Source organism: Massilia glaciei, from assembly GCF_003011895.2.
GTDB lineage: Bacteria > Pseudomonadota > Gammaproteobacteria > Burkholderiales > Burkholderiaceae_D > Telluria_A > Telluria_A glaciei.
In genome coordinates, this window is sequence record NZ_PXWF02000122.1 from 37,500 (window position 1) to 62,540 (window position 25,041).

Here is a 25,041-nt window from a genome sequence, read left to right on the forward strand (position 1 = left end):
CGTCGAGCATTTCTCCCATCGGTTGCGTATTTCCGGGACGCATCGCTTTTGACCCGCGGCGGAAAAACGCGCTCAGCGCGCGTTTCGCTCGCGCATGCGGCCGCATCGCGGCCGGGCCGCATTCATCCCCAGCATCGTGAATGCCATCGCTTCGGATTTGGCGAAGCAAACCACAATTGTAGAATAGCGAAGGAGTTCATAATGATTTTTGTAACTGGGGGTGCTGGCTTCATCGGCTCCAATTTCGTGCTCGACTGGCTGGCCCAAAGCGACGAGCCCGTCGTCAATTTCGACAAGCTCACCTACGCCGGCAATGTGAACAACCTCGCGGCCTTGCGCGAGGATCCGCGCCACCTGTTCGTGCTGGGCGACATCTGCGACGGCGCCCATGTGGCGTCACTGCTGGCGCTGCACAAGCCGCGCGCGATCGTCCATTTCGCCGCCGAAAGCCACGTCGACCGCTCGATCCACAGCCCCGGCGCGTTCATCACGACCAACGTCAACGGCACCTTCAGCCTGCTCGAGGCGGCCCGCGCCCATTGGTCCGGCCTGCCCGGCGCCGAGAAAAGCGCGTTCCGCTTCCTGCACGTGTCAACCGACGAGGTGTACGGCACGCTCGGGCCGCACGACGCGCCGTTCACCGAAACGACCACCTACGCCCCCAACAGCCCGTACTCAGCCTCGAAGGCGGCCTCGGACCATCTGGTGCGCTCCTACCACCACACCTACGGCATGCCGACCCTGACCACCAATTGCTCGAACAATTACGGTCCCTACCATTTCCCCGAAAAGCTCATCCCGCTGGTCATCACCAACGCGCGCGCGGGCAAGGCGCTTCCGATCTACGGCGACGGCCAGCAGGTGCGCGACTGGCTCTACGTGAGCGACCACTGCGCCGCGATCCGCGCGGTGCTGGCGGGCGGGCGCGTCGGCCAAGTCTACAACATCGGCGGCTGGAACGAGAAAGCCAACCTCGACGTCGTGCTGGCCCTGTGCGACATCCTCGACCAGCTCGACCCGAAGCAAACCGGCTCCTACCGCGCGCAAATCAGCTATGTCGACGACCGCCCCGGGCACGACCGGCGCTACGCCGTCGACGCGCGCAAACTCGAACGCGAACTCGGCTGGCGCCCGGCCGAGACGTTCGAGACCGGCATCCGCAAGACGGTCCAATGGTACCTCGACAACGAAGCATGGGTCAGCGACGTGCAATCGGGCAATTACCAGAACTGGGTCGAGCAGAACTACGCACGGCGCAAGCCGGCGGCGGAGGCGGCATGAGCGCGCCCGCCATCGAACGCAAGGGCATCATCCTGGCCGGCGGCTCAGGCACGCGCCTGTATCCGGTCACCATGACCGTGTCCAAGCAATTGTTGCCGGTCTACGACAAGCCGATGATCTACTATCCGCTCACCACGCTGATGCTGGCGGGGATACGCGAGATCCTGATCATCTCGACGCCCCAGGACACGCCGCGCTTCCGGGAGTTGCTCGGCGACGGCAGCCAATGGGGGATCGCGCTAAGCTACGCGGCCCAACCCAGCCCGGACGGGCTGGCCCAGGCCTTCATCATCGGGAGCGACTTCATCGGCGACTCCCCGAGCGCGCTCATCCTTGGAGACAACATCTATTACGGCACGGAGTTCGAGGCGCAGCTGCGCAGGGCCTCGGCGCACGAGCGCGGCGCGACCGTTTTCGGCTACCATGTGACGGATCCCGAGCGTTATGGCGTGGTCGAGTTCGACAAGGACTGGCGCGCGGTCAGCATCGAGGAGAAGCCGCTCCAACCGAAGTCCAACTACGCCGTCACGGGCCTGTATTTCTACGACAACCAGGTGTGCGAGATCGCCAGGGCGGTGCGCCCCTCCGCGCGCGGCGAGCTCGAAATCACCGACGTCAACCGGGTCTACCTCGAACGCGACGAACTGAACGTGCAACTGATGGGGCGCGGCATGGCCTGGCTCGACACCGGCACCCACGATTCGCTGCTGCAGGCGGGGCAATTCATCGCCACGATCGAGAACCGGCAGGGGCTCAAGGTCGCCTGTCCCGAGGAGATCGCCTACCGGAAGGGCTACATTGACGCCGCCAAGCTCGAGAGCCTGGCGCAGCCACTCAGCAAGACCGGCTACGGACAGTACCTGCTGCGCCTCCTGAATGAGCAGATATTTTTCAAGGCCGACCGGCCATAGCCAGCGGGCAATCTATGCGAACCATGGGCACCGCCATCCCCGACGTCCTCATCTTCGAACCGGAACTGTTTGGCGACGAGCACAATTTTTTTTACGAAAGCTTCCACCAGCGCCGGTTCGAGCAGGCGGTCGGCGCGCCGACCACCTTCGTCCAGGACAACCACTCGAAGTACGCGCGCAACGCGCTGCGCGGATTGCATTACCAGATCGAGCAGACGCAAGGCAAACTGGTGCGGGTGGTGGCCGGCGAGGTGTTCGATGTCTCGGTCGACCTGCGGCGCAGCTCGCCGTCCTTCGGAAAATGGATGGGGGTGTCGCTGTCGGCCGAGAACCGGCGCCAGCTGTGGATCCCGCCGGGATTCGCGCACGGCTTCGTCGTCACCAGCGAGTCGGCCGAGTTCCTCTACAAAATGACCGATTATTATGCTCCCCAGCACGAGCGAATCATTCGCTGGGACGACCCGACGCTAGCGATCGGCTGGCCGCCCGGCCTGCTGCCCATCCTGTCGGCCAAGGACAGCTTCGGGCAACTGCTGGCCGACGCCGACACATTCCCCTGAGGCCGGCGCAGCCGCCCGCCTTTCGCCACCGCACGCGATGAAACGCATTCTATTGACCGGCAAGCACGGCCAGGTTGGCTACGAGCTCGAACGCTGCCTGCGCGGCCTCGGCGACATCGTCGCCGTCGGCCGCGGCCAGATGGACCTGTCCGACCTGGACCAGGTGCGCCAAGTCATCCGCGCCGTCAGGCCGGACCTGATCATCAACCCCGCGGCCTACACCGCCGTCGACAAGGCCGAGAACGAGGCGACGCTGGCCATGCGCATCAACGCCGAGGCGCCGCGCGTGATGGCCGAGGAGGCCGCGTGGCTCGGCGCGGGCATGATCCACTTCAGCACCGATTATGTGTTCGACGGCAGCAAGGACACGCCGTACACAGAGGACGACCCGTGCGCGCCGATCAACGTCTACGGCCGCTCCAAGCTGGCCGGCGAGCGCGCCGTGGCGGCGGTCGGCCTGCCGCACCTGATCCTGCGCACGAGCTGGGTCTACGGCAGGCGCGGCAACAATTTCCTGTTGACCGTGCAGCGCCTCGCGCGCGAGCGCGCCGGCTTAAGCATCGTCGCCGACCAGTTCGGCGCGCCGACCTGGAGCCGCACCGTCGCCGAGGCCACCGCCCGCATCGTGGCCGCCAACGGCGGCGCCATCGGGCCGGCGCAAACGGGACTCTACCATTTGACGGCGCAGGGCGAGACCTCGTGGCACGGCTTCGCCGCGGCGATCGTGGCCCATCGGTCGAGCCCGAAGAAGCCGGCGCTCGCCGCAATCGAGGCCAGCCGGTATCCGACCGCGGCGCGCCGGCCGCAGAACTCGCGCCTGTCGTCGCAACGCTTCATCGAGCGCTTCGGCCCGCTGCCGCGCTGGGATGAGGCGCTCGCGCTGTGCCTGGACTGCGCCGTGACCGATGGCGGCGCGGACCCGCCAGCAGGCCTGGCTGGTGGCGCCGCGCGGCCCTGCCGGTGAACCCTGGAGGGGCCGGCGCCCATGGCGCGCGCATACTACGCGGACCAGACTATTGCGTGCTGCCGCTCATGGCCCGGGTCGGCACCCGCGCGAAGTCGCCCAGCCACTGCTCGAGTTGGCTGACCAGTTTATCTCGGCAGAATTCGGCCGCGCTCACGGCCAGGCCGTTCCCGCCCATCTCGGCGCGCTGCTCGCGGCTCATCGCCGCCAGCGCGAGCACCGCCGCCGCCAGGCCCTCATGGTCGCCCGCATCACAGGTCAGTCCGGCCCGCGCCGACTTGACCAGGGCCGCGCCTTCGCCGTTGAGCATGGCCAGCAACGGGATGCCGGCCGCCAGATAGGACTGCACCTTGCCCGGGATCGTCATGGAAAAAATGGCTTCGTCCTTGAGCGAGACGAGCAGCGCGTCGGCATGCTTGAAGAAGGACGGCATGCGCTCGACCGGATGCCGGCCCAGCAGGAAGAAGCAGTGCCCCAGGCCGCGCGCGGCGACCTGCGCGGCGAGCCAGGCGCTGTACCTGCCGTCGCCGATGATGAGCCAGCGGACGCGGGGCTGGTCCTTGAGCAGCTCGGCGGCGGCGAGGATCGCGGGGAAATCCTGGGCCTCGCCGACATTGCCGGCGAACATGACCGTGAACAGGTCCGGCCGCGCCTGCACCTCCGGCGCCGGGCCCGCCTGCGCCATGTCGAACACCCCTTCGGCCCAGCTCGGAAAATAGGCGATCCGGCTGCCGGCGCCGGCGTATTTTTCGATCTGCGGGACGAAACTGCGCGACTGGGCCAGGATCAGGTCGCAGCGCCGGTAGACGAACGAGACCAGCCTGCCGACCGCCGCCAGCAGCGCCGGCGACCTGACCACGCCGACCGCGTGCAGCGTTTCGGGCCACAGGTCGAGCACCCAGAATGTCAGCGGCGCGCGCTTGCTCGCCCTCAACGCCACCGCCGGCAGGCCCACGGTGATGGGCGAAGGCTCGTAGCACAGGATCGCGTCGAACGGTTTGCCGCGCAATTTCCACAAGCCCAGGACGGTCGCGCTGACGGCGAAACTGGCGTAATTGAGCATCAGGCGCAGCCCGCCCTTGCCGCGCGCCAGATGCGGCACGCGCACCACCTCGGCGCCGGCGTAGCGCGTGAATTTTCCGGGCGCGGCCACGAATTCCGGATAGAACTCGCCGGCCGGATAATTAGGCTGACCGCACAGCACCGTCACTTCGTGGCCGCGCGCGACCATCTCGGCGACCAGGTCGTTGATGCGGAAGTTTTCTGGCCAAAAATATTGTGTTACTACAAGCAGGCGCACAGCGTCCCCTATTCCTTCTTCCAGACCACGCGGTTGACGTAATCGGTGTAGCTGTGGATGATCCGCACCACCTTGTCGGACACATTGGGCACGCTGTAGTCGTCGACCAGGCGCATGCTGCGCAGCGCTCCGCGCCCCTGGTCGGCCAGGATCGCCAGGCCCTGCAGGATGCGCCCGGTCTCGAGGCCGGTCATCATCACGGCCGCCTCCTCCATCCCCTCGGGCCGCTCGTGGGCCTCGCGCAGGTTCAGCGCCGGGAAGTTCAGGATCGACGACTCCTCGTTGATCGTGCCGCTGTCGGACAGCACCGCGCGCGCCCCAATCTGCAGCCTCACATAGTCCTTGAATCCGAGCGGCTTGAGCAGGCGCACCAGCGGGTGGAAGCTCACCGCATTGGCGTCGACCTTCTTCTGGGTGCGCGGATGGGTCGACACGATCACCGGCAGCTGGTGGGTTTCGGCGACCGCGTTCAGGGCCGCGACCAGCTTGCCGAAATTGACGGGCGAGTCGATGTTCTCCTCGCGGTGGGCGCTGACCACGAAATAACCGCCCTCGGCCAGCCCCAGGCGCGCGACGGCGTCGGAGGCGTCGATCCCGGCCTTGTAGTGGCTGAGCACTTCGAACATCGGGCTGCCGGTCTTGATCACGCGGTCGGGCAGCAGCCCCTCGCGCAGCAGGTACTCGCGCGCGATGGCGCTGTAGGTCAGGTTGATGTCGGCGGTGTGATCGACGATCTTGCGGTTGGTCTCCTCCGGCACGCGCTGGTCGAAACAGCGGTTGCCGGCCTCCATGTGGAAAATCGGGATCTTGCGCCGCTTGGCCGGGATCGCGGCCAGGCAGCTGTTGGTGTCGCCCAGGATCAGCAAGGCGTCGGGCCGGACCGATTCGAACACGGCGTCGACGGCGATGATGATCCGGCCGATCGTCTCGGCGGCGTTGCCGCCGGCCGCGTTGAGGAAATGGTCGGGCTTGCGCAGCGCGAGGTCGTGGAAGAAGATCTCGTTGAGCTCGTAGTCGTAGTTCTGGCCGGTGTGCACGATCACATGCTCGCAGTAGGCGTCCAGCTTGGCCATTACGCGCGACAGGCGGATGATCTCCGGGCGCGTGCCGACCACCGTCATTACCTTCAATTTTTTCATTGTCAAACCTTGTGCGTGATGGTGTCCGGATGTTCGCGGTCGAAGATCTCGTTGGCCCACAGCATGACGATCATCTCGTCGGCGCCGATGTTGGTGATGTCGTGCGACCAGCCGGGGATGGTCTCGACCACCTCGGGCCTGGCCGCGCTGGTGCACAGCACGTGGGTCTGGCCGGTGTCCACGTGGCGGAAGCCGAAGCGCGCCTCGCCCTTGATGACCAGAAATTTCTCGTTCTTGGTGTGGTGGTAGTGGCCGCCGCGGGTGACGCCCGGATGGGCCGTGAAGAACGAGAACTGGCCGGCGTCGGGCGTCTTGAGCATTTCGACGAAGACGCCGCGCGGATCCTCGTGCTTGACCAGCGGGTAGGCGAACTGCTCGGGCGTGAAATACGAGATGTAGGTCGCATACAGCGCGCGCGTGAGGCCGCTGCCGACGGCCTCGGTCACGAGCGAGGCGCGGCTGCGCCGGAACGCGTGGAGCTGCTCGGCGAGCGCGCCGACGGTGGTCTGGTAGACCGGCGCGACCTGCTGCTCGATCGCGCCGCCGGGTTCGGCGCCTAGCACGCCCAGGAACGCCTTGACGACGTCGTCGATGTACACCAGGCGCAGTGCGGCGTCGGGGTTGTTGATCTGGATCGGCAGGTCGTGGGCGATGTTGTGGCAGAACGTGGCCACCGCCGAGTTGTACCCGGGGCGGCACCATTTGCCGAACACATTGGGCAGGCGGTAGATCCGCACCGGCACGGCGTGTTCCAAGGCGAGCGCGCGCAGGGCGTCCTCGGCCGCGCGCTTGCTCGCCCCGTAGGCGTTATCGAGCTCGGCCTGGACCGACGAGGCGTACACGATCGGGATCGCGCGCCCGCTCGCCCGAACGGCCTGGCACAGGCTGCGCGTCAGGTCGGCGTTGCCCTGCGCAAATTCGGCCTCGTGCAGGGGACGGTTGACGCCGGCCAGGTGGAAAATGACATCGGCCTGTTCCACCTTCGCGTCCAGCGCCCCGGGCGCGTCGCCGCGCACGAAGGTGGCGATCTCGACGCCGGCGCGTTCGCGCAGGTGCACCAGCAGGTTCCTGCCGATGAAGCCGTTGGCCCCGGTGACCAGTACTTTCATGTGCTCAACCCTCCCCGACCGGGGTCTCGCCGCGCGCGACCGCCTTCATGAAATCGAGCTTCATGAGCAGCGCCTGCATCCCGGCGCGGTCGAGCCGTTCGGTGTTGTGCGAGTTGTAGTCGTCGTAGGACGAGATCTTCTGCTCGCCCTGCTCGACGAACTTGCCGTAGTTGAGGTCGCGCAGGTCGGGCGGGATCCGGAAGTAGCCGCCCAGGTCGGTCGCGGCCGCCATCTCCTCGCGGCTGAGCAAGGTCTCGTACAACTTTTCGCCGTGCCGGGTGCCGATCACCTCGACTGCGTGCGCGGGCCGGTCCATGAGCGCGAGCAGCGCCGCCACCAGCGTCTCGACGGTTGCGGCCGGCGCCTTCTGGACGAACATGTCGCCGTTGGTGCCGTGCTCGAAGGCGTACAGCACCAGGTCGACCGCGTCCTCGAGCGTCATCATGAAGCGCGTCATCGCCGGATCGGTGATCGTGATCGGTTTGCCCGCCAGCACCTGCTCGACGAACAGCGGGATGACCGAGCCGCGCGAGGCCATCACGTTGCCGTAGCGGGTGCCGCAGATGACGGTCCTGGCGTCGTCGAGGCCGCGCGACTTGGCGACCATGACCTTCTCCATCATCGCCTTGGAGATGCCCATGGCGTTGATCGGATAGGCCGCCTTGTCGGTGCTCAGGCACACCACGCGGCGCACGCTGTTCTGGATCGCCGCCTCGAGCAGGTTGTCGGTGCCGAGGATGTTGGTCTTGACCGCCTCCATCGGGTGGAACTCGCACGAGGGCACCTGCTTGAGGGCGGCCGCGTGGAAAATATAGTCGACCCCGCGCGTGGCGTTGAGCACGCTGGAGAAATCGCGCACGTCGCCGATGTAGAACTTCAACTTGGGGTTGAGGTACTTCTTGCGCATGTCGTCCTGCTTTTTCTCGTCGCGGCTGAAAATGCGGATCTCCGCGATGCCCGAGTCGAGGAAACGCTTCAACACCGCGTTGCCGAACGATCCGGTGCCGCCCGTGATCAGTAGTACTTTGCCTTCAAACATGAAAATTCCTTGTTATTGCTTGTTATTGCTTGTTGCCTTCGGGGCCCCAGCCCAGCGCGCGCCCGACCAGCGCGTCGCGCGCGGCCACGTTTGGATAATTGATCAGCACCGCCTTGTACACGCCCTTGAACACGAACAGGCTGCCGGCGGCCGCGCCGACGACGCCGCAGGCGCCCACCAGCGCCTCGATGTCGCCCAGCGAGCCGGCGCCGCCGAGGATCGTGATCGGGATCTTGACCGCGGCGCGCATGCGGCGCGCCAGCGCGAGGTCGAAGCCCTTCATCTGGCCGTCGTTGTCGATGGAGTTGATCACGATTTCGCCCGCGCCGAGCGCGGCCATCCGGACCGCCGTCTCGAGCGCGCCCTGCTTGGTGTTCTTGCGCCCGTTGTGGACGAACACGTCGTATTCCTTGCTCAGCAGGCGCTTTTTGACGTCGAGCACCACCACCACGCTCTGGCTGCCGAGCTCGTCGGCGATGCGCGTGACCAGCCCCGGGTCGGCCATCGCGGCCGAGCTGAGCGCGACCTTCTCGACCCCGAGGCTGATGATGCGCTTGGCCTGCTCGACGCTGCGGATGCCGCCGCCGTAGCACAGCGGCATGCGGCACTCGGAGGCCAGGTCGGCGATGAGCTTGTAATCGGGCTCGGCGCCGTCGACCGAGGCGTCGATGTCGAGCACAATCAACTCGTCGGCCTCCTTCTCGTTGAAGATCTTGACCGCGTTGAGCGGGTCGCCGACATATTTCGGGCTCTTGAACGAAACGGTCTTGACCAGGCCTTTCTCGTGCACCAGCAAACAGGGGATGATTCTCGGTCTGAGCATATTACAATTCGGCAAAATTTTTCAGGAGCAAAGCACCGTAATGGTGGCTCTTCTCCGGGTGGAATTGGACCCCGTACACGTTCCCCGAGCGCACCGCGCAGGCGAAATCGACCCCGTAGGTCGATCGCGCGACGGCATCGGCGTCGTTCTGGCATTCGAAGAAATACGAATGCAGGAAATAAAAGCGCGCCTCCTCCTCGAGCCCTTTGAACAGGGCCAGACCGGCGGCCGGGGCCACGTCGTTCCAGCCCATGTGCGGGGTCGGCAGGCCGGCCGCCTGCGGCGCGTCCTTGAAATGGCGCACGCGCCCCGGAATCCAGCCCAGCCCGGGGAGCTTGCCCTCGTCGCTGCCGCCGGCCAGGATCTGCATGCCCACGCAGATGCCCAGCACCGGCACCCGGTCCCGGCGCACCATTTGCTCGAGCATGGGGCGCATGCCCGATGCCTCGAGCAGCTCCATCGCATGGTCGAACGCGCCCACGCCGGGCAGGATGATCTTGGTGGCGCCCTCGAGCCCGGCCGCATCTCTGACCGCCATGGCCGGGATGTTCATGCGCTTGTACATGTTCGAAAAAGCGCTGATGTTGCCCAGGCCGTAGTCGACGATCTTGATCATCTGCTCAACGCCTTCTGCACGCCGAGCGCGCGCAGCACGCGCGTGCCCAGGTCGATGATCGGCATGTTCGATTTATAGTCTTTATAACTCTTCGCCTCGCCGCCCATGTAGCCCTTGAGCTCGTCGATGCCAATGCCCAGCTTGGTCGCGATGTACTCGAAATCCTCGGCGATGGTGGCGTCGTCATAGGCGTTGACGGCGATTTTTTCGAGCGCCTCGGCGCGCGTGAGCTGGCCCGTCAGGATCAGGCTCGAGAAATGCGCGCGCCGCTTGTCGAAGCCGAATTTGGTCGGCAGCCAGTAGCCTTCGTAAAACCGCGTGAAGCGCGATTCGTAGTGCTTGTGCTTGTATCGTTGCCAGCCGTAAGTGTCGACCAGCTTCTGCATCGCCTCCTCCTTGATGAAGGGCACGCAGTTGAGCGGCTTGACGACCTTGATCCCCTTGACGAAGCGGTAGTACAGCTTGAAGGTGAGGATGTCGCACATCGGGAACGTCTTGAGCGGACGGGTGCCGAAGCGGCGGTGGATGTCCTTGAGCTGGACCAGGTCGGACGCGTGGTAATGCCACTCGAGCGGCTCGCGCACGCATTCGGTCGAATAGTTGGCGCCGGTGAGGATGTACTTGTGGCCCGACCTGGCCGCGAAGTTGTACAGGCAGGCGAAGAAGGCGTGGTCCTGCGGCGTGTCGATATGCGGCACCTGGGCCTTGAAGTAGGCCAGCTGCAAGTCCTGCATTTCGCGCCAGTTCACCACCTCCGTGTGCAGGTCGAAGCCGAGGCCGTCGACCATCTTCTCGATGTTGTTGACCGCCTGCTGGGAATTCCAGCCGGCGTCGACGTGGAACAGGAGCGGACGCAAGCCATACTCCTTGGCCAGGTAGGCGACGTAGGAGCTGTCCACGCCGCCGGACAGGCCGATCAGGCAGTCGTGCGCCTTGCCCTTGCCGTCGGCCTTAATGCGCGCCACGTCGGCGAGCAACTGCTTGTGGCCGCGCTCGTCGGGGTGCCAGCTTGGCAGAATCTCGGCGTGATAATTATTACAGTAATCACACCACCCTTTTTCGTCGAACGTGATTTTGGAGTCCGACGTATCCATGATGCAATTGCTGCAGATGGCATATGCGCGCCGTGAGTGGATAGATTGATTCATTAAAAGCAGTCCAATAAGATTTTTAATACCTGCATAGCGGCGCCACGGCTGTGCGCAAAGGGGGGGATTATATATGGGAAACTTGCAAGAGACATAAATGTGGCGTGCGGTTACAACGTCGCGACAAACACAGTGAACCCCGCACGGCCGGCTGGTTTGGCGTCCGGGCAACTATAATTAATATTTTAATAATATTTTCGCCGGCAGGTTACGCCCCCCCGCCGCGCGGCCGCCGCGGGCCCACCCGCCGTCTATGAGCGCTCGCGCAACAGCTGAAACGCCTCGGCCGCATGGAAGCCCGACGCCGCGCCGCGCAGGGTCGCCAGCGCCCGCAGCGCCTCATAGCTGCGCGGAAAGGGAAATTCGCCCACCTCCGACGCGTAGAAGGACATTGCGCGCAACTTCCCTTCAAGGTAGGGCGCGATATCGACATACACGTTCGGCGCGAAAGCCGGCGTCACCCCCATGCTGAAATCGGTCTCCGACAGTGTTTCATAGGCCAGCACGCGCCTGACCGAGGGATAGCGGAACCACTTGGTGCAGCCGGCGGCGGCGTCGAAGCTGAGGCGGTGGTCGGTGTGGATGTCGGACGGGTGCGGAAGGAACACCTCTTCCGGCGCAAATGCCTTGAATGCCGCCGACACACCGCCCACCAGGTCGCTGACCGACTGTTGATCGAGCGCGGTGGTGGGGAAATCGAGCATGAACACCTCGTCGAAACCGAACAGCTCGGTGACGCGCGCGATTTCATCGGCGCGCCGCCTGACCGTTTCCTCGGGCCAGCCCGTCTTGACGGAAATGGAGGTCATGATGAGCCAGGCCAGTTTGGCGCCTTCGGCCTTGCGCCGCAACAGCGTGCCGCCGACCCCGAGCACTTCGTCATCAGGGTGCGGAGCGACCACCAGCGTCCTCATCGGGCAGCCCGGGGCGTTAATTGCACATAGAAAACGTATTTAGAAGACATCCGAATCACCCATCTGGACATACCAGTTCTTGTAATCGGACCAGCCGTCGGGCAGGGCCGCGGCGATCAGCCGGCGCGCCCCGAAGTAGGTGACCGGCGCGGTGTTTTCGAAACCGAGGCGCGCCAGCAACAGGTGCACCGCGTGGTGCGCCGGCGCCCAGCAAGACAATTGCCGCATCCCCGCCGCGTGGCTGCTTTTGACTATGTGCGACAACAACAGCGCGGTTTCGCGCGGATCGCGCCCCTGGATGTCGACCAGGTCGACGCCGTCGCCGTATTTCTTGGTCACGACGAAGGAACTGACGATGCCGTTCGGCGCGAGCACGTAGGTCTGGTAGTCGTTGACCGGATTTCGCGCGTAGCGCCAGCGCAGGTAGGCCGGCGTGCGGCGCACCCGGATCAGGCCATCGCTGGGCAGGTCCGTGTAGTCGAGGCTGAACTGGTCGTCCCTGGCGACGGCCCCGTCGAGCGCGAATTGCTGCGCGTCGATGGCGCCGAGCGCCAGCGCCATGGTGGGGATCTCGTAGATGTCACTCCAGCCGAGCTTGCCGACGAAGGCGGGATGGCTGCTATTGTTGGGAAAGCCCCAGATCGCGGCCACGCCCTGGCGCGCCGCCTCCGCATACAATTCGCCCGCCAGTTTCGGGAACAGGCCCTTGCCGCGCCAGGCCGGATGGGTCATGGTGGTCATCGACATCGCGCTGCTGTAGCGCTTCCCGTTCCACTCGAGCTCGACCGGGAAGGCCGAGTAGCTGGCGGCCAGTCCGGCGCCGCCCCGCTCGAGCGCGAACAACTGCCGCTCCTGGTCGTTGTCGCAATAACGCCAGTCGAGATAGCCGGGCGCGATGGCCCTGCCGAACGAGGTCAGAAACAGCGCCTCGAGTTGTTCACGCGCGGCCGGCCAGCCCGCCCTGTCAAGTATCATCGCGTCGCCCCTGTTTCAATGTCAATGAATTGTTTGATGTTCAAGTCCGGCGTGTTGATCAATTCCTTGATCTTGGCCAGCACCAGCTTGGAGGTTTCGCCCCCGCCATAAATGAGCTCGAGCCCGTCGAAGCTGAATGCGAGCGCGGCGCCGATCGCGGCGGCGATCGATCGCTCCTCGGCCTCGCAGCGCAGCACCGACGCGGGCGCGGCGCGCCCGCGCTGGCGGCTGCCGATGTCGACCGTCGGCGTGTCCAGGTAGGGCGCCTCGTAGATGCCGCTCGACGAATTGCCCACCACCGCCGCCGCGTGCTTCATCATGCTCAGGTAGCGCACCAGGCCGAGGGAATCGAACAGGTGGCTGCGCGGGTGCCGCGCCACGTACGCCTCGAGCATCGCGTTGAGCGCGCGTCCGCCATTGTCGGCGTTGGCCTTGGTGAAGATGAGCGACAAAGGCCGCGCCCGCTGCTCGCGCTCGAGCACGTCCAACAATGTCCGCAACTGCGTCTCGGCCGAGGCGCCATCCATCGTCAGCGGATGGAACGTGACGAGGAAAATCGTCGGCGCCAGCGCGATGCCGAGGTCCTGCTCGAGCGCCCCGCGCGACCAGAGCGGCGTGCGCGCGATGTTTTCGACGCAGGTCGAGCCGTACGAGAACACGCGGTCGGCGCGCTCGCCGAGCTGGAGCACCCGGCGCCGCGCCTCCTCGTGGGTCACGAAATGGAGCGCCGCGATCTTGGTGATGCAGTGGCGGATCGTGTTGTCGTAGGTGCCGCCGCCGTTGTCGCCCCCGCTCAGGTGCGCCAGCGGGATCTGCAGCACCATCGCCGCCTGCGCGGCGGCCAGGATCTCGTAGCGGTCGCCCAGCACCACGATCATGTCCGGCCGCAACTGGTCCAGCGCGCCGGCGATCCCGGCCACGCCCAGCCCGATCGCCCTGGCCACGCCGAGCGGCGTGTCGGACTGCGAGAGGATCTCGACCTTGTGGTCGATCGTGAAACCGTCACCCACTATCTCGCGGTAGGTCAGCCCGAACTCGGGCGACAGGTGGGCCCCGGTGGCGACCACCTGCAGCAGCAGGTCCGGATCGTCCCTGATCGCCTGCATCACGCAGCGCAACAGGCCGTACTCGGCGCGCGTGCCGGTGACCACGCATATTTTCCTCGGTTCGCTCATGGGCGGCGCTGCGCCGGCGCGGACCCAGGCGCGTCATTCATCAATCTTTGCATATCTGGCGCTTCTCAAGTTTCTTAAAAATGGATTGGGCGAGGCCGGCCCCGGCATTATATAGCGCGTGCGGAGCGTACAGAGCCGGCGCCGGGCCGGAACCGGCCAGCCCGTCACGCTCTTTGTTGATCGGCATATTGTTTCGGTTCGCCTGCGGGGATCACCTTGATTGCCAAACGACAAAATAGATAATACGCCGTGTACTGGCCGACGAAGAAAAAAACTTCCCACGGCACGATCGTGCCGCGCATGGTCGCGAAGATGCGGATGAATTCGACCATGAATATCGGCACCAGGTGGTAATTGCGCTTGAGAACGGCGTATCTGAACAATATGGATATCGCGTAGGCGTAGCACACCAGCGGCAGCCAGCCGAGCCACATCCCGTAGTAGTTCAGATAGAGTTCGGTGTCGAGCGGCCATTGCTGGGTCGCGTGTTCGAGGTACCACTGATCGGGAAAAAACTCCTTGGTCAGCATGACGCTGATGTCGAAGTTCGCATCCATGTCGGTGACGAAGCCGAGCGTCTGCAGCGGCTTGATGAAAATCATGAACACGGTTTGCAGCCCCGCCGGGTCGCGCGTCGCCACCACGCTGTCGTGCAACTGGAACGAATTGAAGTAGCCGATCATCATTTCAAGGAAGAACGGCGCCGAGGCGTAGAAGCCCTCGGTGCGCAGCAGCGTGCCCAGATACAGCAGGACGAAGAACAGCGCCGCGAATGTCGCCACCGTCCTCAGGCTGAACGCCATTTGCATCAAATACGGTGAAAAGAACAGGATCAGCAGGAAGATCGCGCGGCCCTTGATGCCCCCTATCATCGAAAGCGGAATCATGATCAGCAGGGCGGCCAGCACCGGCCAGGTCTTGCTCCTGGAGTGGTAGCTCTGCACCCCGAGCAGGAACACCGTGATGTTGCCGAACGCAATGGCCACGATGTTCAACAAGCCGTGCCCCTCCCGCATCGAGAGGTAGGTGACGCTGTAATCGGTCAGCCAGGCCTGCAATCCGGCCGTGGCCTGGATGAACCAGAAGGTCAGCGCGCACGAGGCCAGGTACAGCACCTGGAGCACGACCGGGCGCACCACGACCGCCGGCGGTGGCGCCGCCCGCGCCATCGACGCCGTGGGCCGGGCGAAGCGGTGGAAGGCAAAATACAACACCAGGAACGTCGATTCGGCCTGGAACAGCGTGTACCTCGACAGTTGGTCCCAGTAGATCATCTGGCCCCATGGCAGCACGTACTCCCAGTCGATCATATGCAAGATGAAGTTCAAGGTGCTCGACAACACCACATACATCCCGTAGAACGCGAAAATCATGTTGTTCGGATGCAGCACCTGCGCCGGCCGGAAGGTCAGATAGGTGATGATGATGATCAGGGAGAGGTAGATGCTGCCCCACGGCATGGTCGCCATCAGGACATTCAACACCAGCAGCAGCAGCCAATAATACGCGCGCATCACGTCGCCGCCCGGCCTTGCGCAATGCCCCTGCCCGGCCGCCGGCGCGTCGATCGATAATGTTTGCATATCTGGCGTTTCTAAAAATGGGGGTGTCAGGGCGAACGGGACCGCTCATTATACAGGCCGGACCGGCCCGTATCGGGCGGCGCGGCCGCGGTCGGCAATCGGCAAGGGGTTGCAGGTTTTTTCCGCGGCCGAACCGGTGCCAACGACACTCAAACGTGCCCCGGCAGTCTCCGGCGGACCCGCTCCACGTAATCGCCGGCCCGCTCGGGCGGCATGTTAATGGGATGGACCTCGGCCGGGACGCCCTCCCCGGCATATTCAACGACGAGCGTCGACTCGTAGGACACCAGCAGGTCGACCGCCGGAAAGCTGCCCGAATCGTCGACGATGGTCCAGCCCACGTGGCGCATCGCGTCCGACATCGGCGCCATCGGGTGGGGCTTGTAGTAGGCCGTGAACGGGCGCGTTTGACGCAGCAGGCCATAGACCGCCACATGCAACGGCTCGGCAAGCGGGTGGCCGACGAACAGGATGGCAAGGCCGGCCGCGGCGTCGCGCGCGGCCAGCCTGATGGCGGGCTTGAAGTAGGTGACGCGCAGGCCGGGCAGCCGGTGGGGCGGGCCGAGAATGCCGGCGCGGAAGGCCCGTTCGGCCGCGGCGCCGTAGGCGTACAGCGACGTCACGCTGCGCAACCGGCGGTGCAGTCCGAGGGCGGGCGCGGCCTGCGCGCCATCGCCGCCGAGGCCGCCAAGCGAGCCGTGCTGCACCAGCGTCAACGCGCTGGCGTCGCGGTCGGCGCGCCGCCGCGCGCCGACCGCGTCGTCGGCGAGGATGGCCCAGCGGTCATAGTGTTCGGTCATGACGAGGTGGCCCGGCAGCAGCTTGTCGACGGCGCGGCGCACGCAAAACCAGCGGAACGCCGTGTAGCTCTGCAACACCCACGGCCGGGTCGAGGGACGCCGCAGCATCAGCCCGGTCGCCCGCAGGGCGTCCACGAAGCAGGCCCGCAGCTCGGCGCGCGACAGCAGGGCGTGGACATCGATGGCGCAGGCGCCGGCGGGCAGGCCGCGCAGGGGCGCCCATGGCATCGTGATCCACAGTCGAGGCAAGTGCGCGAACTGCGGCGCCGCCAGGATGTCGCCGGTCCGGGACGACAATGCCAGCACGGCGCCGGCGCCGCGCGCCGCCGGCGCCGCCACGGCGGGGGTGCGCCCGCGGCATTGCAGGTACTGCCGGAGAAACAGCAGCGGCGCGCCGCCGGCGATCCACAAGAGCGCGCCCGCCAGCGAGCACAGCTTGGTCAAGCCCGGCGATTTCCTCCCGAGCGTTATCCATTTCGGCACCCGCGGCAGATAACCGACGCGCGCGGGACTTAGGGACACCAGCTTCAGGAACATCTCGTCGGTGGCGATTTCGTTGCGCGTCGCGGCGAGGAAACCGGCCATGCGCGTGCCGTGCTTACTGAGTTTCATGAACGGCGGCACATCAGAGCAGGTCCTCGAACTCGACCTGGGCGCGCTTGAAATCTTCGAGCCGCCCGATGTCGAGCCAGTACTCGTGCAGGGGGAACATGCTCACCGGCTCGCCGCCGGCCATGGTCTGTTCGAGCAGGGCGGGCATGTCGATCCGGCTGCCCGGCGCGACCCGGCGCACGAACTCGGGCGAAAGGACGTAGATGCCGGCATTGATGAAGAAGTTATGGACCGGCTTTTCGACGATCGAGGTGATCCGGTGGCCGTCGAGCTTGACGACGCCGTACGGCACCTGGTGCTCGTACTCGCGCCCGCACATGGTCGCCACGCCGCCTTGCAGGCGGTGGAAATCGAGCAGGCTGCGGTAGTTGACGCGCGTGAGCAGGTCGCCGTTCATCATGATCAAAGGCAGATCGATCTCCTCGCGCGGCAGCAGACCAAGCGCGCCGCCGGTTCCGAGCGGCGTTTCCTCGTGCACATAGCGGATCGTGACGCCCCAGCGGCTGCCGTCGCCGAAGTGGTCGCGGATCATGCCCGGCAGGAAGTGGGTCGAAATGAAGAAGCGGTGGAAGCCGGCGTCGATAAAGCCTTGCAAGATCAGCTCGAGAATCGGTTTGTCGCCGACATTGAGCAGCGGCTTCGGGCAGTCGTGGGTCAGCGGGTGCAGGCGCGTGCCGAAGCCGCCGGCCATCAGGAACACCGGATTATGCATCGGGGCGCTCTCGACCAACTCCTCGAGCGTTTCAATGCCGATCACCCTGCGCGCGGCGTCGACTATGGGCAGTTGCAACACGCCGAAGCGCGCCATCACGCCGAGACTGTGTTCGCGGCTCCAGTTGGCCTGGGCCACCTGGGGCGTGACGCACATGATCGCCGCCACCGGCTCTTGCATGGGGACGTGGCGCAGCAGCGCGCGCCGCACGTCGCCGTCGGTCAGCGTGCCAAGCAGGACGCCATGCACGTCGACCACGACGGCGATCCGCAGCCCCCCCTTGTCGAGAACCACGATGGCCTCCTCGAGCGCGAGCTCCGGCCCGATCAGGACCGATTTCCATTTACTATTCATCCATCGCTTTCAAAATTCGCGCGCCAGCACAGGCCACTTACAAAAAATTATCTTCAACAACACCTTAACCGAAGGCGGCCCGCGCGTCAGACCGACGCGGTGGCCGCCAGCGCGCGGTAGCGGGAGCGGAAAACCAGCGTTTTCCACCCCAGCAGCACCGCATTCCCCGCGCACAAGGCCAGCACGACCGGCAACACGCCGCCGGCCGGCCAGGCCAGATAGACGAGCAGGAACACGAGGAAGCCGCAGCCCTGGCTGTACAGGATGTGCCGGTCCACGCCGAGCGCATACAGACCCAGGTGCGGCACGGCGCCGCAGGCGCTGATCGCGGTGGCCAGCAGCAACCAGTATAAAATGAAAATGTTGTCGGCGTAGACTGGATTGGCGAGATAGCCGACAAACACGGTCCCCGTCAGCGCGCAGGCCAGCGACAGCAGCGCGCCGAACACGAGGACATTGCGCCCGACCAGCAGCAGCTCGGCGCGCAGCAGCGCGGCGTCGCGCGCGCGCCCGGCGGCGATCAGTTTCGGGTAGGCGAAGTCGACCACGGCGGCGTCAAGGAAGGAAATGACGGCGGCGGCCATGCCGGCGTACAACACGTACGCGCCGAGCACCTCAAGCCCGGCCAGGTGCTCGACGAAGTAGCGGTCGAAGGTGGAGATGCCGCGCAGCGCGATCGAGGCCAGCAACAGCGGAAACGCCACCCGCAGGCCGCGCCCGATCCAGCGCCGGTCCGGCGCCGGGCCGGCCGCCAGCGGCACCAGCGCGCCGATGCGCCACAACGACAACCCGCACGCCAGAACCACCCCGGCCAGCCAGGCGCCGAGCACGAAATCGAGGGTGCGCGTGTGCGGCGCCAGCGCCTGGACCCCGATAACGATCAGCCCCCACGCGCCCATCCGGACAAACAGCACCACGCCGGCGAAGAGCTGCTGCGAGAGCGCGATCAGGACCCGGTTCGCCTCCTGGGCGATATGCTCGGCGATGAGCAGGCCGACGATCCAGGCGGCGTGGGCGCCGGGCAGCAGGCCGCGCCACGAGAGCAGCAGGACGACCGGGATCGCCAGCGCGTAACACAGCAGGTAAAGATAGCACTGGTTGGCGACGATGGTGGCCTGGGCCGCCGGCGCGGCGCCGACCAGCTCGCGCGAGGCGAAGGTGTAGAACTCCAGCCCGACGAGGTAGATGCCGTAACCGACGGTGGCCGCGACCAGGCCGTAGCTGCCGAGCTGGTCGGCGGGAATGAACTTGGCGAGAAAAAACACCAGCAGGAACTTGCTGCCGAGCGTGAGGGCCCGCAAGCCAGTGCCGATGAGGCGTTTATGGGATTCTTTGTGCATTGCTCATTGTGGTGGCGCCCCGCTTGCGCGGGACTGATGCCGGGCGCGTCGCGCGCGCGATCCGCGCCCCGGCGCGATAGCGCGATAGCGCGATATTGTATGCTAATTGCAACAACCAAGGGTCGCTTGCGCCGCGCGCCCGCGGCGGCCTTCAATCCGCCCGATCGGGCCGGTCGTGCGCCTGCGGTCGCGCCGGCGCCATGCCATCGCCTGGTCGTGTCGTCAACCGGCGCCGCGCCCTACAGCGAAAAACCGTCGTCGACGGTGATGTTCTGGCCGTTGATGAAGGCCGACGCGTCCGACAGCAGGAACAGCAGCGTGCCGGCCACGTCCTGCTTGTCGAGCATGCCCTTGCCCGAGCACAGCGCGTTGTATTTCTCCAAGAAGCTCTCCGGCTGCCCGTCGAAGATCCCGCCCGGGCTGATCGCGTTGACCCGGATCCCCGTCCCCTTGAGGTATTTGGCCATGTAGCGCGTCAGGTGCAGCACGCCCGACTTGATGACCGCGTATTCGACCGGCATCGTCATGGTGGTGCCGTCATAGACGGAAAAACGGGGCGCGATGACGCCGTAGACGGACGACATGTTGACGATGTTGCCGTGCCCCTGGGCGCGGAAAAACCGGGCGAACTGCTGGGAAACGAGGAAATAGCCGCCCACGTGCAGGCTCACGTTCTCGCAGAAGTCGTCGTACTCGACGTCCTCGAAAAGGCGTCCGTAGCGCCCGTTGCGCGGATAGGCGTTGTTGACGACGGCGTCGATCCGCCCGTGCGCCTGTTGCAGCGCCGCGATGGCGGCGCCGATGCTGTCCTTGCGCGTGATGTCGAGCGCGCAGGCGGCGGCGCGGCCGGGGTGGCGCGCGCCGATCGCGGCCGCCACCGCGGCGGCCGCTTCGGCGTCGCGGTCGGCGACCACGGCGAGCCCGCCGGCGGCGGCGATCGCCCCGCAAAACTGCTGGCCCAGCAGGCCGGCGCCGCCGGTGACGACGACGATCTTACCTTCGAGCTGCATCATGCTTGTCCTTGCGCGTGGCGGCGGTTGATCAATAGTTCGACGAGCAGGAAGTCGACTTCGGAATCGATGTCGATCGAGCGCTCCTCCGGCATTTCATAGAGCCGGGTGTCGGCGTTGAACAGGCCGGGCGCCTCGAACAGCACGGCGCGCCGCCACGCGTAGATCGAGGCGTTCATGTCGAAGCAGGCCGGCGCGTCCTGGCGCCTGAAGACCGGCGTGGCGAGCGTCTTGGCCAGGCCCACGCGGCCGGCGGCGTCCCGTTCGACCAGGTTGAAATAGGGCGAGCGGCGCGCCGGCATGCCGGTGATGACGTTGCCGGCGCCCTCCTCCTCGAGCAGGCGGACCGCGTTGACGATGTCCTCGACCGAGCGCAGCGGCGAGGTCGCGTCGAGGTCGACCATGGTGTCGAAGCGCAGCCCGCAGCGCGCCTCGGCCGTTTCCACGGCGTGCCGGATGACGGGCAGCTTGGCCGCCGTGTCGGTGGCCAGCTCGTGCGGACGGGTGATGGCCAGGTCGGCGCCGTAGGCGGTGGCCGCGGCCAGGATCGCGGCGTCGTCGCTGCTGACGGCGACCACATCGAACAGGCCGCAGGCGCGCGCCTGCTCGATGCTGTGGGCCAGCAGGGGCTTGCCGGCCAGCAGGCGCATGTTCTTGCCCGGCACGCCCTTGGAGCCGCCGCGCGCGCAGATCGTGCAGATTCGTTTCATCGTTGTATCCATTCCTTGTTGGCGGCCGCCCGCGCGGCGGCGTCTATCAATTCGACCGTCGCCAGCCCTTCGGCCAGGGTGCATGCGACGTCGGTGCGCCCGGCCAGGACGGCCGCGTGCATGGCCAGGTAGGTGCTGTTGCGTTCGGTGGCGAACAGCTCCTGCACACCCAGATAGTGCAAACTGCCGGTGGCCAGGTCGGCCTCGAGCGTTCCGCGCAGCGTATTGATGGTGACGCCGCGCCGCACGCGCCGGTCGAGGTAGTTCATGTGCACCGACACCACCGGGCAGCGCGGCGTCGTCAGCAACAGCGAAAACACGTCGTCGCTGGTGATCTCGAGCGCGCTGAATTGGCCGCCCAGGGCTGCGACCCGGTTCCAGCCGCCGAGCAGCCAGCACAAATAGTCCAGTTCGTGGCTCAGGTCGCGCAGCACGCCCCCGCCCTGGGCCGCGCTCGCCGAGTACGACTGCCGGTAGTCGCTGCCGGGCCGCCAGTCCGGCAGGTACTGGCCGACATGGACCGTGGCCGAGACGAGCGTCTCTCCGGCCAGCAGTTCGCGCATGCGCAGCACCATCGGATGGAAGCGCAGGTTGTAGGCGACGTAGGCGGCGCCGAAGGCGTGGCGCGGCAACGCCGCCGGCGCGTGGAACAGCGGCTTTTCGATCAGCACCGTGCCGCCGAAGCGGGCCCCGGCCAGCGCGGCGAAGGCGCCCGCATGGGCGCCCGTCTCGTTGGCCACAACCACGTAACCGGGCGCATGCGCGGCGAGCGCCTCGCCGGCGTCGGCATAGACGAGCGGAAAATCGACGGCGCGCCTGCTGACGACGGCGACCGCGCAGCCGAGCTGCTGCAGCACCTCCACATGGCGGCGCCCGATCGAGCCGTGGCCGATCACCAGGGCGCGCATCATCGCCCCCCCGCGGGCAGCGACTCGGTCGGGATGGTCAGGTGTCTAGCGTTCATTTTCTTATCAGTGGCATCAATGTTATCGATCGGGGGAGCGGTCCTCATGCGGGCCGGACCGGGCCCAGCGCCGCGAGCAGGAAGCTACCGGCTGCCAGGTCGCGCACCATGACGGCGCCGGCGCCGACGATGGCGCCGCGGCCGACCGACAAGCCCTGGATGATGGTGGCGCCGCTGCCGACGAAAGCGCCGTCGGCGACCCGCACGCTCCCGCACAGCACCGCGCCGGGCGCGATGTGCACGTCCTGGCCGAGCGCGCAGTCATGGTCGATGCTGGCGCGGGTATTGACGATGCTGTTGGCGCCGATGACGACATCGGGCTGCACCACCGCCCCGGCCATCACCTGCACGCCCTGCCCCAGCCGCGCCGTCGGCGCGACCCAGGCGGCCGGGTGCACCAGCGGCGGAAAAAGGAAGCCGCGCGCCACGCACTCGGCGAACAGGGCGGCGCGGCGGGTGCCGCCGGCGACCTGGCCGAGTCCGTTGATGAGCCGGACCTCGGCCGGGTCGCAGCGCGCCAGCGCCGCGTCGCCGCCGAGCACGGCGATGCCGTGCCAGCTGGCCTCGCCCCGATCGGCCAGGCCCGGGTCGCACACGCCATCGACCGTCATGCCGGCCGCAGCGGCCAAGGCCAGCAGCACCTTGGCGTGGCCGCCGGCGCCGAGCAAAATAAGGGACGGGACGGGCGCCATCAGTCGATGACTTCGCCCGCGCCGAAGGCGCGCCGGGCCGACTGGCCGACCAGCGCCCACAACTCGGTCGCGGCCAGGCCGCGTCCGTTGCGCGCCGTGCCCAGGTCGGCGCGCGTGAAGTGCGCGCCGGCCGCGATCGGGCGCAGCGCGACCACCTGCTGGCGGCCGGCGCGCCGGCTGTCCCATTCGCTAGGGTGGGGCGCCTTGGCGCCGTCGCCCAATGCGCCTTGCAGGGCGCGGATGTCTGCCACCATCTGCACCAGCTCGCCCGGTTCGAGCGAGGCCGCATGGTCCGGGCCCGCCATGGCGCGGTCGAGCGTGAAATGCTTCTCGATGATCTTGGCGCCGCGCGCGACCGCCGCCACCGGCACCAGGATGCCGGCCGTGTGGTCGGAGTAGCCCACGTCCAGGCCGAAGGCGCCGGCCAGCGTGTCCATCGCGCGCAGGTTCACTTCGGCCAGCGGGGTCGGGTACTGGGAGGTGCAGTGCAGCAAGCTGACATGGCACTGCAGGCTGGCGCGCCAGGCCGGGTCGCTCCAGCCGCGCCAGACCGCGTCGATGTCGCGCGGTTCGGCCTCGGCATTGAGCGCGTGGGCGACGATCGCCAGGCCCTGCTCGACCTCGGACAGCGTGGCCATTCCGGTCGAGATCACGAGCGGCTTGCGGGTGCGCGCGAACTGCCACAGCAGCGGCCCGTTGACCAGTTCGCCGGAGGGGATCTTGTAGAACGGCAGGTCCAGCGTTTGCAGGAAGGCCAGGCTGTCGACGTCGAAGGCGGTCGACAGGAAACTCACGCCGCGCGCGCCCGCATACGCTTGCAGCTCGTGGTGCCACTCGAGCGGCAGCTCGAGCTTGCGCAGCATCTCGTACTGGCTTTCGGCCGCGTCCGTGGTGTCCTTCTGGTAGGCGGCCTTGGACACGCTCTTCGAGGCCAGCTTGGCCGCGTCGAAGGTCTGGAACTTGACGGCGTCGGCGCCGGCCCGCACCGCCACGTCGACCAGCGCGAACGCGAGGTCGCGCTGGCCGTTGTGGTTGACGCCGGCCTCGGCGATGATGTAGACGTGATCCGGATCGGTTCGCTTCATCGTTGAATCCCGTGACATTGCTTATGAAACCCCGGCGGCGCGGCGCCCGGGATGCCCGCCGCCTCGCGGCCCGTCACAGGAACTCGGGCAGCACGCTGCTCGGCAGGTTGACGACGACCGACTCGAGCCACTCGGCGTTGGCCATCTCGCCCTTGCGGCAATGGGCGTAGGCCGGCAGCCGGTTCATCAGCGCCCAGATCGGGCGCGTCATGACGCCGGCGCGGTTGGTCGCCTCGAGCAGGGCGTCGCGCTGGGCGCCGTCTTCGCAGACCACGGCGTTGAGCCAGTAGTTCGAGCGGCACCCGTCCGGCTCGGTGACGAAGCGCAGGTCGCTGCCCTCGAACAGGCTGGCGTAGCGCCCGGCCAGCACGCGTTTGGCCTCGACGAAGGCGTCGAGGCGCTCGAGCTGGGCGCACCCGAGCGCGGCGTTGATGTTCGGCAGGCGGTAGTTGTAGCCGACCTCGTCGTGGACATACTCGTACGGATGGGGCTTCTTGGCGGTGGTGGTCAGGTGCTTGGCGCGCGCGCCGAGCGCCTCGCCGGCCAGGATCATGCCGCCGCCGCCGGTGGTGATGATCTTGTTGCCGTTGAAGCTGAGCATGCCGAGGGCGCCGAAGGTGCCGGTGTGGTGTCCGTGGTAGAGGCTGCCGAGCGATTCGGCCGCGTCCTCGACCAGCACCAGATTCCAGTGCGCGCACACCGCCACCAGGGCGTCGAGGTCGGCCGGGTGGCCGAAGGTGTGCATCGGCACGCAGGCGCGCACGATCTTGCCGTCGGCGCTGGCGCGGCACAGACCGTCATCGCCGATGAGCGCGTTCTCCTCGAGCCAACGGCGCAGCGCACCGGGCGACAGGCCCAGCGTGTGGCGGTCGACGTCGACGAACACCGGCTCGGCGCCGCAGTAGGCGATCGCGTTGCAGGTGGCCACGAAGGTGAGCGCCTGGGTGAGCACCAGCTCGCCCGGCCCGACCCCGGCCAGGCGCAGCGCCACGTGCAGCGCGGCGGTGCCGTTGACAGTGGCGACCGCGCGCGGGCTGCCGGTGTAGGCGGCCATGTCGTTCTCGAAGCGGTCGACGAAGGCGCCCACGCTCGAGACGAAGGTCGAATCGACCGTCTCGAGCACGTACTCGCGCTCGCGCCCGCCGAACACGGGCGCGTGCAGCGGGATGAATTCCTTGGTCCGGTATTGTTCGCGGGCGAATTGAATTAGGCGGTCGAACATGGC

At 66.6% G+C, this 25,041-nt stretch carries 24 protein-coding genes; 4 read left to right on the top strand and 20 right to left on the bottom strand.

Going from position 1 to position 25,041, the window contains the following annotated elements:
* Positions 1-201: 201 nt before the first annotated feature.
* The 4 genes from rfbB to rfbD are packed head-to-tail and all read left to right on the top strand — an operon-like array spanning position 202 to position 3,716.
* Positions 202-1,281, top strand: coding sequence for a dTDP-glucose 4,6-dehydratase (gene rfbB / locus C7C56_RS09370; protein ID WP_106757167.1), 1,080 nt, complete (start codon positions 202-204; stop codon positions 1,279-1,281).
* Positions 1,278-2,192, top strand: coding sequence for a glucose-1-phosphate thymidylyltransferase RfbA (gene rfbA, locus C7C56_RS09375; protein WP_106757168.1), 915 nt, complete (start codon positions 1,278-1,280; stop codon positions 2,190-2,192). The genes rfbB and rfbA overlap by 4 nt, the downstream gene beginning before the upstream one ends.
* 14 nt (positions 2,193-2,206) lie before the next feature.
* A complete protein-coding gene (gene rfbC, locus C7C56_RS09380; protein WP_106757169.1) occupies positions 2,207-2,752 on the top strand; it encodes a dTDP-4-dehydrorhamnose 3,5-epimerase in 546 nt (181 codons plus the stop codon).
* A 37-nt stretch (positions 2,753-2,789) separates the two neighbouring features.
* Complete coding sequence (rfbD, locus tag C7C56_RS09385; RefSeq protein WP_106757170.1) at positions 2,790-3,716, top strand: dTDP-4-dehydrorhamnose reductase; 927 nt, start codon at positions 2,790-2,792, stop codon at positions 3,714-3,716.
* A gap of 49 nt (positions 3,717-3,765) precedes the next feature.
* Here rfbD and C7C56_RS09390 read toward each other — a convergent pair whose 3' ends face one another.
* From C7C56_RS09390 to C7C56_RS09485, 20 genes are all read right to left on the bottom strand, one after another.
* Positions 3,766-5,016, bottom strand: coding sequence for a glycosyltransferase family 4 protein (locus C7C56_RS09390; protein ID WP_106757171.1), 1,251 nt, complete (start codon positions 5,014-5,016; stop codon positions 3,766-3,768).
* An 8-nt stretch (positions 5,017-5,024) separates the two neighbouring features.
* Positions 5,025-6,155, bottom strand: coding sequence for a non-hydrolyzing UDP-N-acetylglucosamine 2-epimerase (wecB, locus tag C7C56_RS09395; RefSeq protein WP_106757172.1), 1,131 nt, complete (start codon positions 6,153-6,155; stop codon positions 5,025-5,027).
* A 2-nt stretch (positions 6,156-6,157) separates the two neighbouring features.
* Positions 6,158-7,264 carry a UDP-2-acetamido-2,6-beta-L-arabino-hexul-4-ose reductase gene (gene wbjC / locus C7C56_RS09400; RefSeq protein ID WP_106757173.1) on the bottom strand — a complete coding sequence of 369 codons (1,107 nt, stop codon included), beginning with the start codon at positions 7,262-7,264 and terminating at the stop codon, positions 6,158-6,160.
* Positions 7,265-7,268: 4 nt separating this feature from the next.
* Positions 7,269-8,303: a polysaccharide biosynthesis protein gene (locus tag C7C56_RS09405; protein WP_106757174.1), complete on the bottom strand. Its 1,035-nt coding sequence runs from the start codon at positions 8,301-8,303 to the stop codon at positions 7,269-7,271.
* A 22-nt stretch (positions 8,304-8,325) separates the two neighbouring features.
* On the bottom strand, positions 8,326-9,126 hold the full coding sequence (locus C7C56_RS09410; RefSeq protein ID WP_106757175.1) for an AglZ/HisF2 family acetamidino modification protein: 801 nt from the start codon (positions 9,124-9,126) through the stop codon (positions 8,326-8,328).
* A 1-nt stretch (position 9,127) separates the two neighbouring features.
* Entirely contained in the window at positions 9,128-9,742 is a 615-nt protein-coding gene (gene hisH, locus C7C56_RS09415) for an imidazole glycerol phosphate synthase subunit HisH (protein ID WP_106757176.1), read from the bottom strand.
* Positions 9,739-10,890, bottom strand: a complete 1,152-nt coding sequence (locus tag C7C56_RS09420; protein ID WP_106757177.1) for an N-acetyl sugar amidotransferase — start codon at positions 10,888-10,890, stop codon at positions 9,739-9,741. Before C7C56_RS09420 ends, hisH begins: the two co-directional genes overlap by 4 nt.
* 251 nt (positions 10,891-11,141) lie before the next feature.
* On the bottom strand, positions 11,142-11,792 hold the full coding sequence (locus tag C7C56_RS09425; protein WP_219933130.1) for a PIG-L deacetylase family protein: 651 nt from the start codon (positions 11,790-11,792) through the stop codon (positions 11,142-11,144).
* Positions 11,793-11,843: 51 nt separating this feature from the next.
* Positions 11,844-12,779, bottom strand: a complete 936-nt coding sequence (locus C7C56_RS09430; RefSeq protein WP_106757179.1) for a GNAT family N-acetyltransferase — start codon at positions 12,777-12,779, stop codon at positions 11,844-11,846.
* A complete protein-coding gene (neuC, locus tag C7C56_RS09435; RefSeq protein ID WP_106757180.1) occupies positions 12,776-13,954 on the bottom strand; it encodes a UDP-N-acetylglucosamine 2-epimerase in 1,179 nt (392 codons plus the stop codon). Before neuC ends, C7C56_RS09430 begins: the two co-directional genes overlap by 4 nt.
* A 164-nt stretch (positions 13,955-14,118) precedes the next feature.
* The gene (locus C7C56_RS09440) at positions 14,119-15,537 is read right to left on the bottom strand and encodes a hypothetical protein (protein WP_106757181.1); all 1,419 of its coding nucleotides are present in this window, start codon (positions 15,535-15,537) and stop codon (positions 14,119-14,121) included.
* A gap of 149 nt (positions 15,538-15,686) precedes the next feature.
* Positions 15,687-16,949: an RNA-binding protein gene (locus tag C7C56_RS09445; RefSeq protein ID WP_146204374.1), complete on the bottom strand. Its 1,263-nt coding sequence runs from the start codon at positions 16,947-16,949 to the stop codon at positions 15,687-15,689.
* 13 nt (positions 16,950-16,962) lie between these two features.
* Entirely contained in the window at positions 16,963-18,015 is a 1,053-nt protein-coding gene (locus C7C56_RS09450) for a nucleotidyltransferase family protein (RefSeq protein ID WP_106757183.1), read from the bottom strand.
* Positions 18,016-18,101: 86 nt separating this feature from the next.
* On the bottom strand, positions 18,102-19,355 hold the full coding sequence (locus C7C56_RS09455; RefSeq protein WP_106757184.1) for a lipopolysaccharide biosynthesis protein: 1,254 nt from the start codon (positions 19,353-19,355) through the stop codon (positions 18,102-18,104).
* Positions 19,356-19,594: 239 nt separating this feature from the next.
* The gene (locus tag C7C56_RS09460) at positions 19,595-20,368 is read right to left on the bottom strand and encodes an oxidoreductase (protein ID WP_106757185.1); all 774 of its coding nucleotides are present in this window, start codon (positions 20,366-20,368) and stop codon (positions 19,595-19,597) included.
* A complete protein-coding gene (locus C7C56_RS09465) occupies positions 20,365-21,075 on the bottom strand; it encodes an acylneuraminate cytidylyltransferase family protein (RefSeq protein ID WP_106757186.1) in 711 nt (236 codons plus the stop codon). The genes C7C56_RS09460 and C7C56_RS09465 overlap by 4 nt, the downstream gene beginning before the upstream one ends.
* Positions 21,072-21,986, bottom strand: coding sequence for a Gfo/Idh/MocA family protein (locus C7C56_RS09470; RefSeq protein ID WP_106757187.1), 915 nt, complete (start codon positions 21,984-21,986; stop codon positions 21,072-21,074). The genes C7C56_RS09465 and C7C56_RS09470 overlap by 4 nt, the downstream gene beginning before the upstream one ends.
* Before the next feature lie 97 nt (positions 21,987-22,083).
* Positions 22,084-22,731: an acetyltransferase gene (locus tag C7C56_RS09475; RefSeq protein WP_106757188.1), complete on the bottom strand. Its 648-nt coding sequence runs from the start codon at positions 22,729-22,731 to the stop codon at positions 22,084-22,086.
* Entirely contained in the window at positions 22,731-23,816 is a 1,086-nt protein-coding gene (gene neuB, locus C7C56_RS09480) for an N-acetylneuraminate synthase (protein WP_106757189.1), read from the bottom strand. The genes C7C56_RS09475 and neuB overlap by 1 nt, the downstream gene beginning before the upstream one ends.
* 73 nt (positions 23,817-23,889) lie before the next feature.
* Positions 23,890-25,038 (bottom strand): LegC family aminotransferase, encoded by a 1,149-nt coding sequence (locus C7C56_RS09485; RefSeq protein WP_106757196.1) that lies wholly within the window; start codon positions 25,036-25,038, stop codon positions 23,890-23,892.
* Between the last annotated feature and the right edge of the window lie 3 nt (positions 25,039-25,041).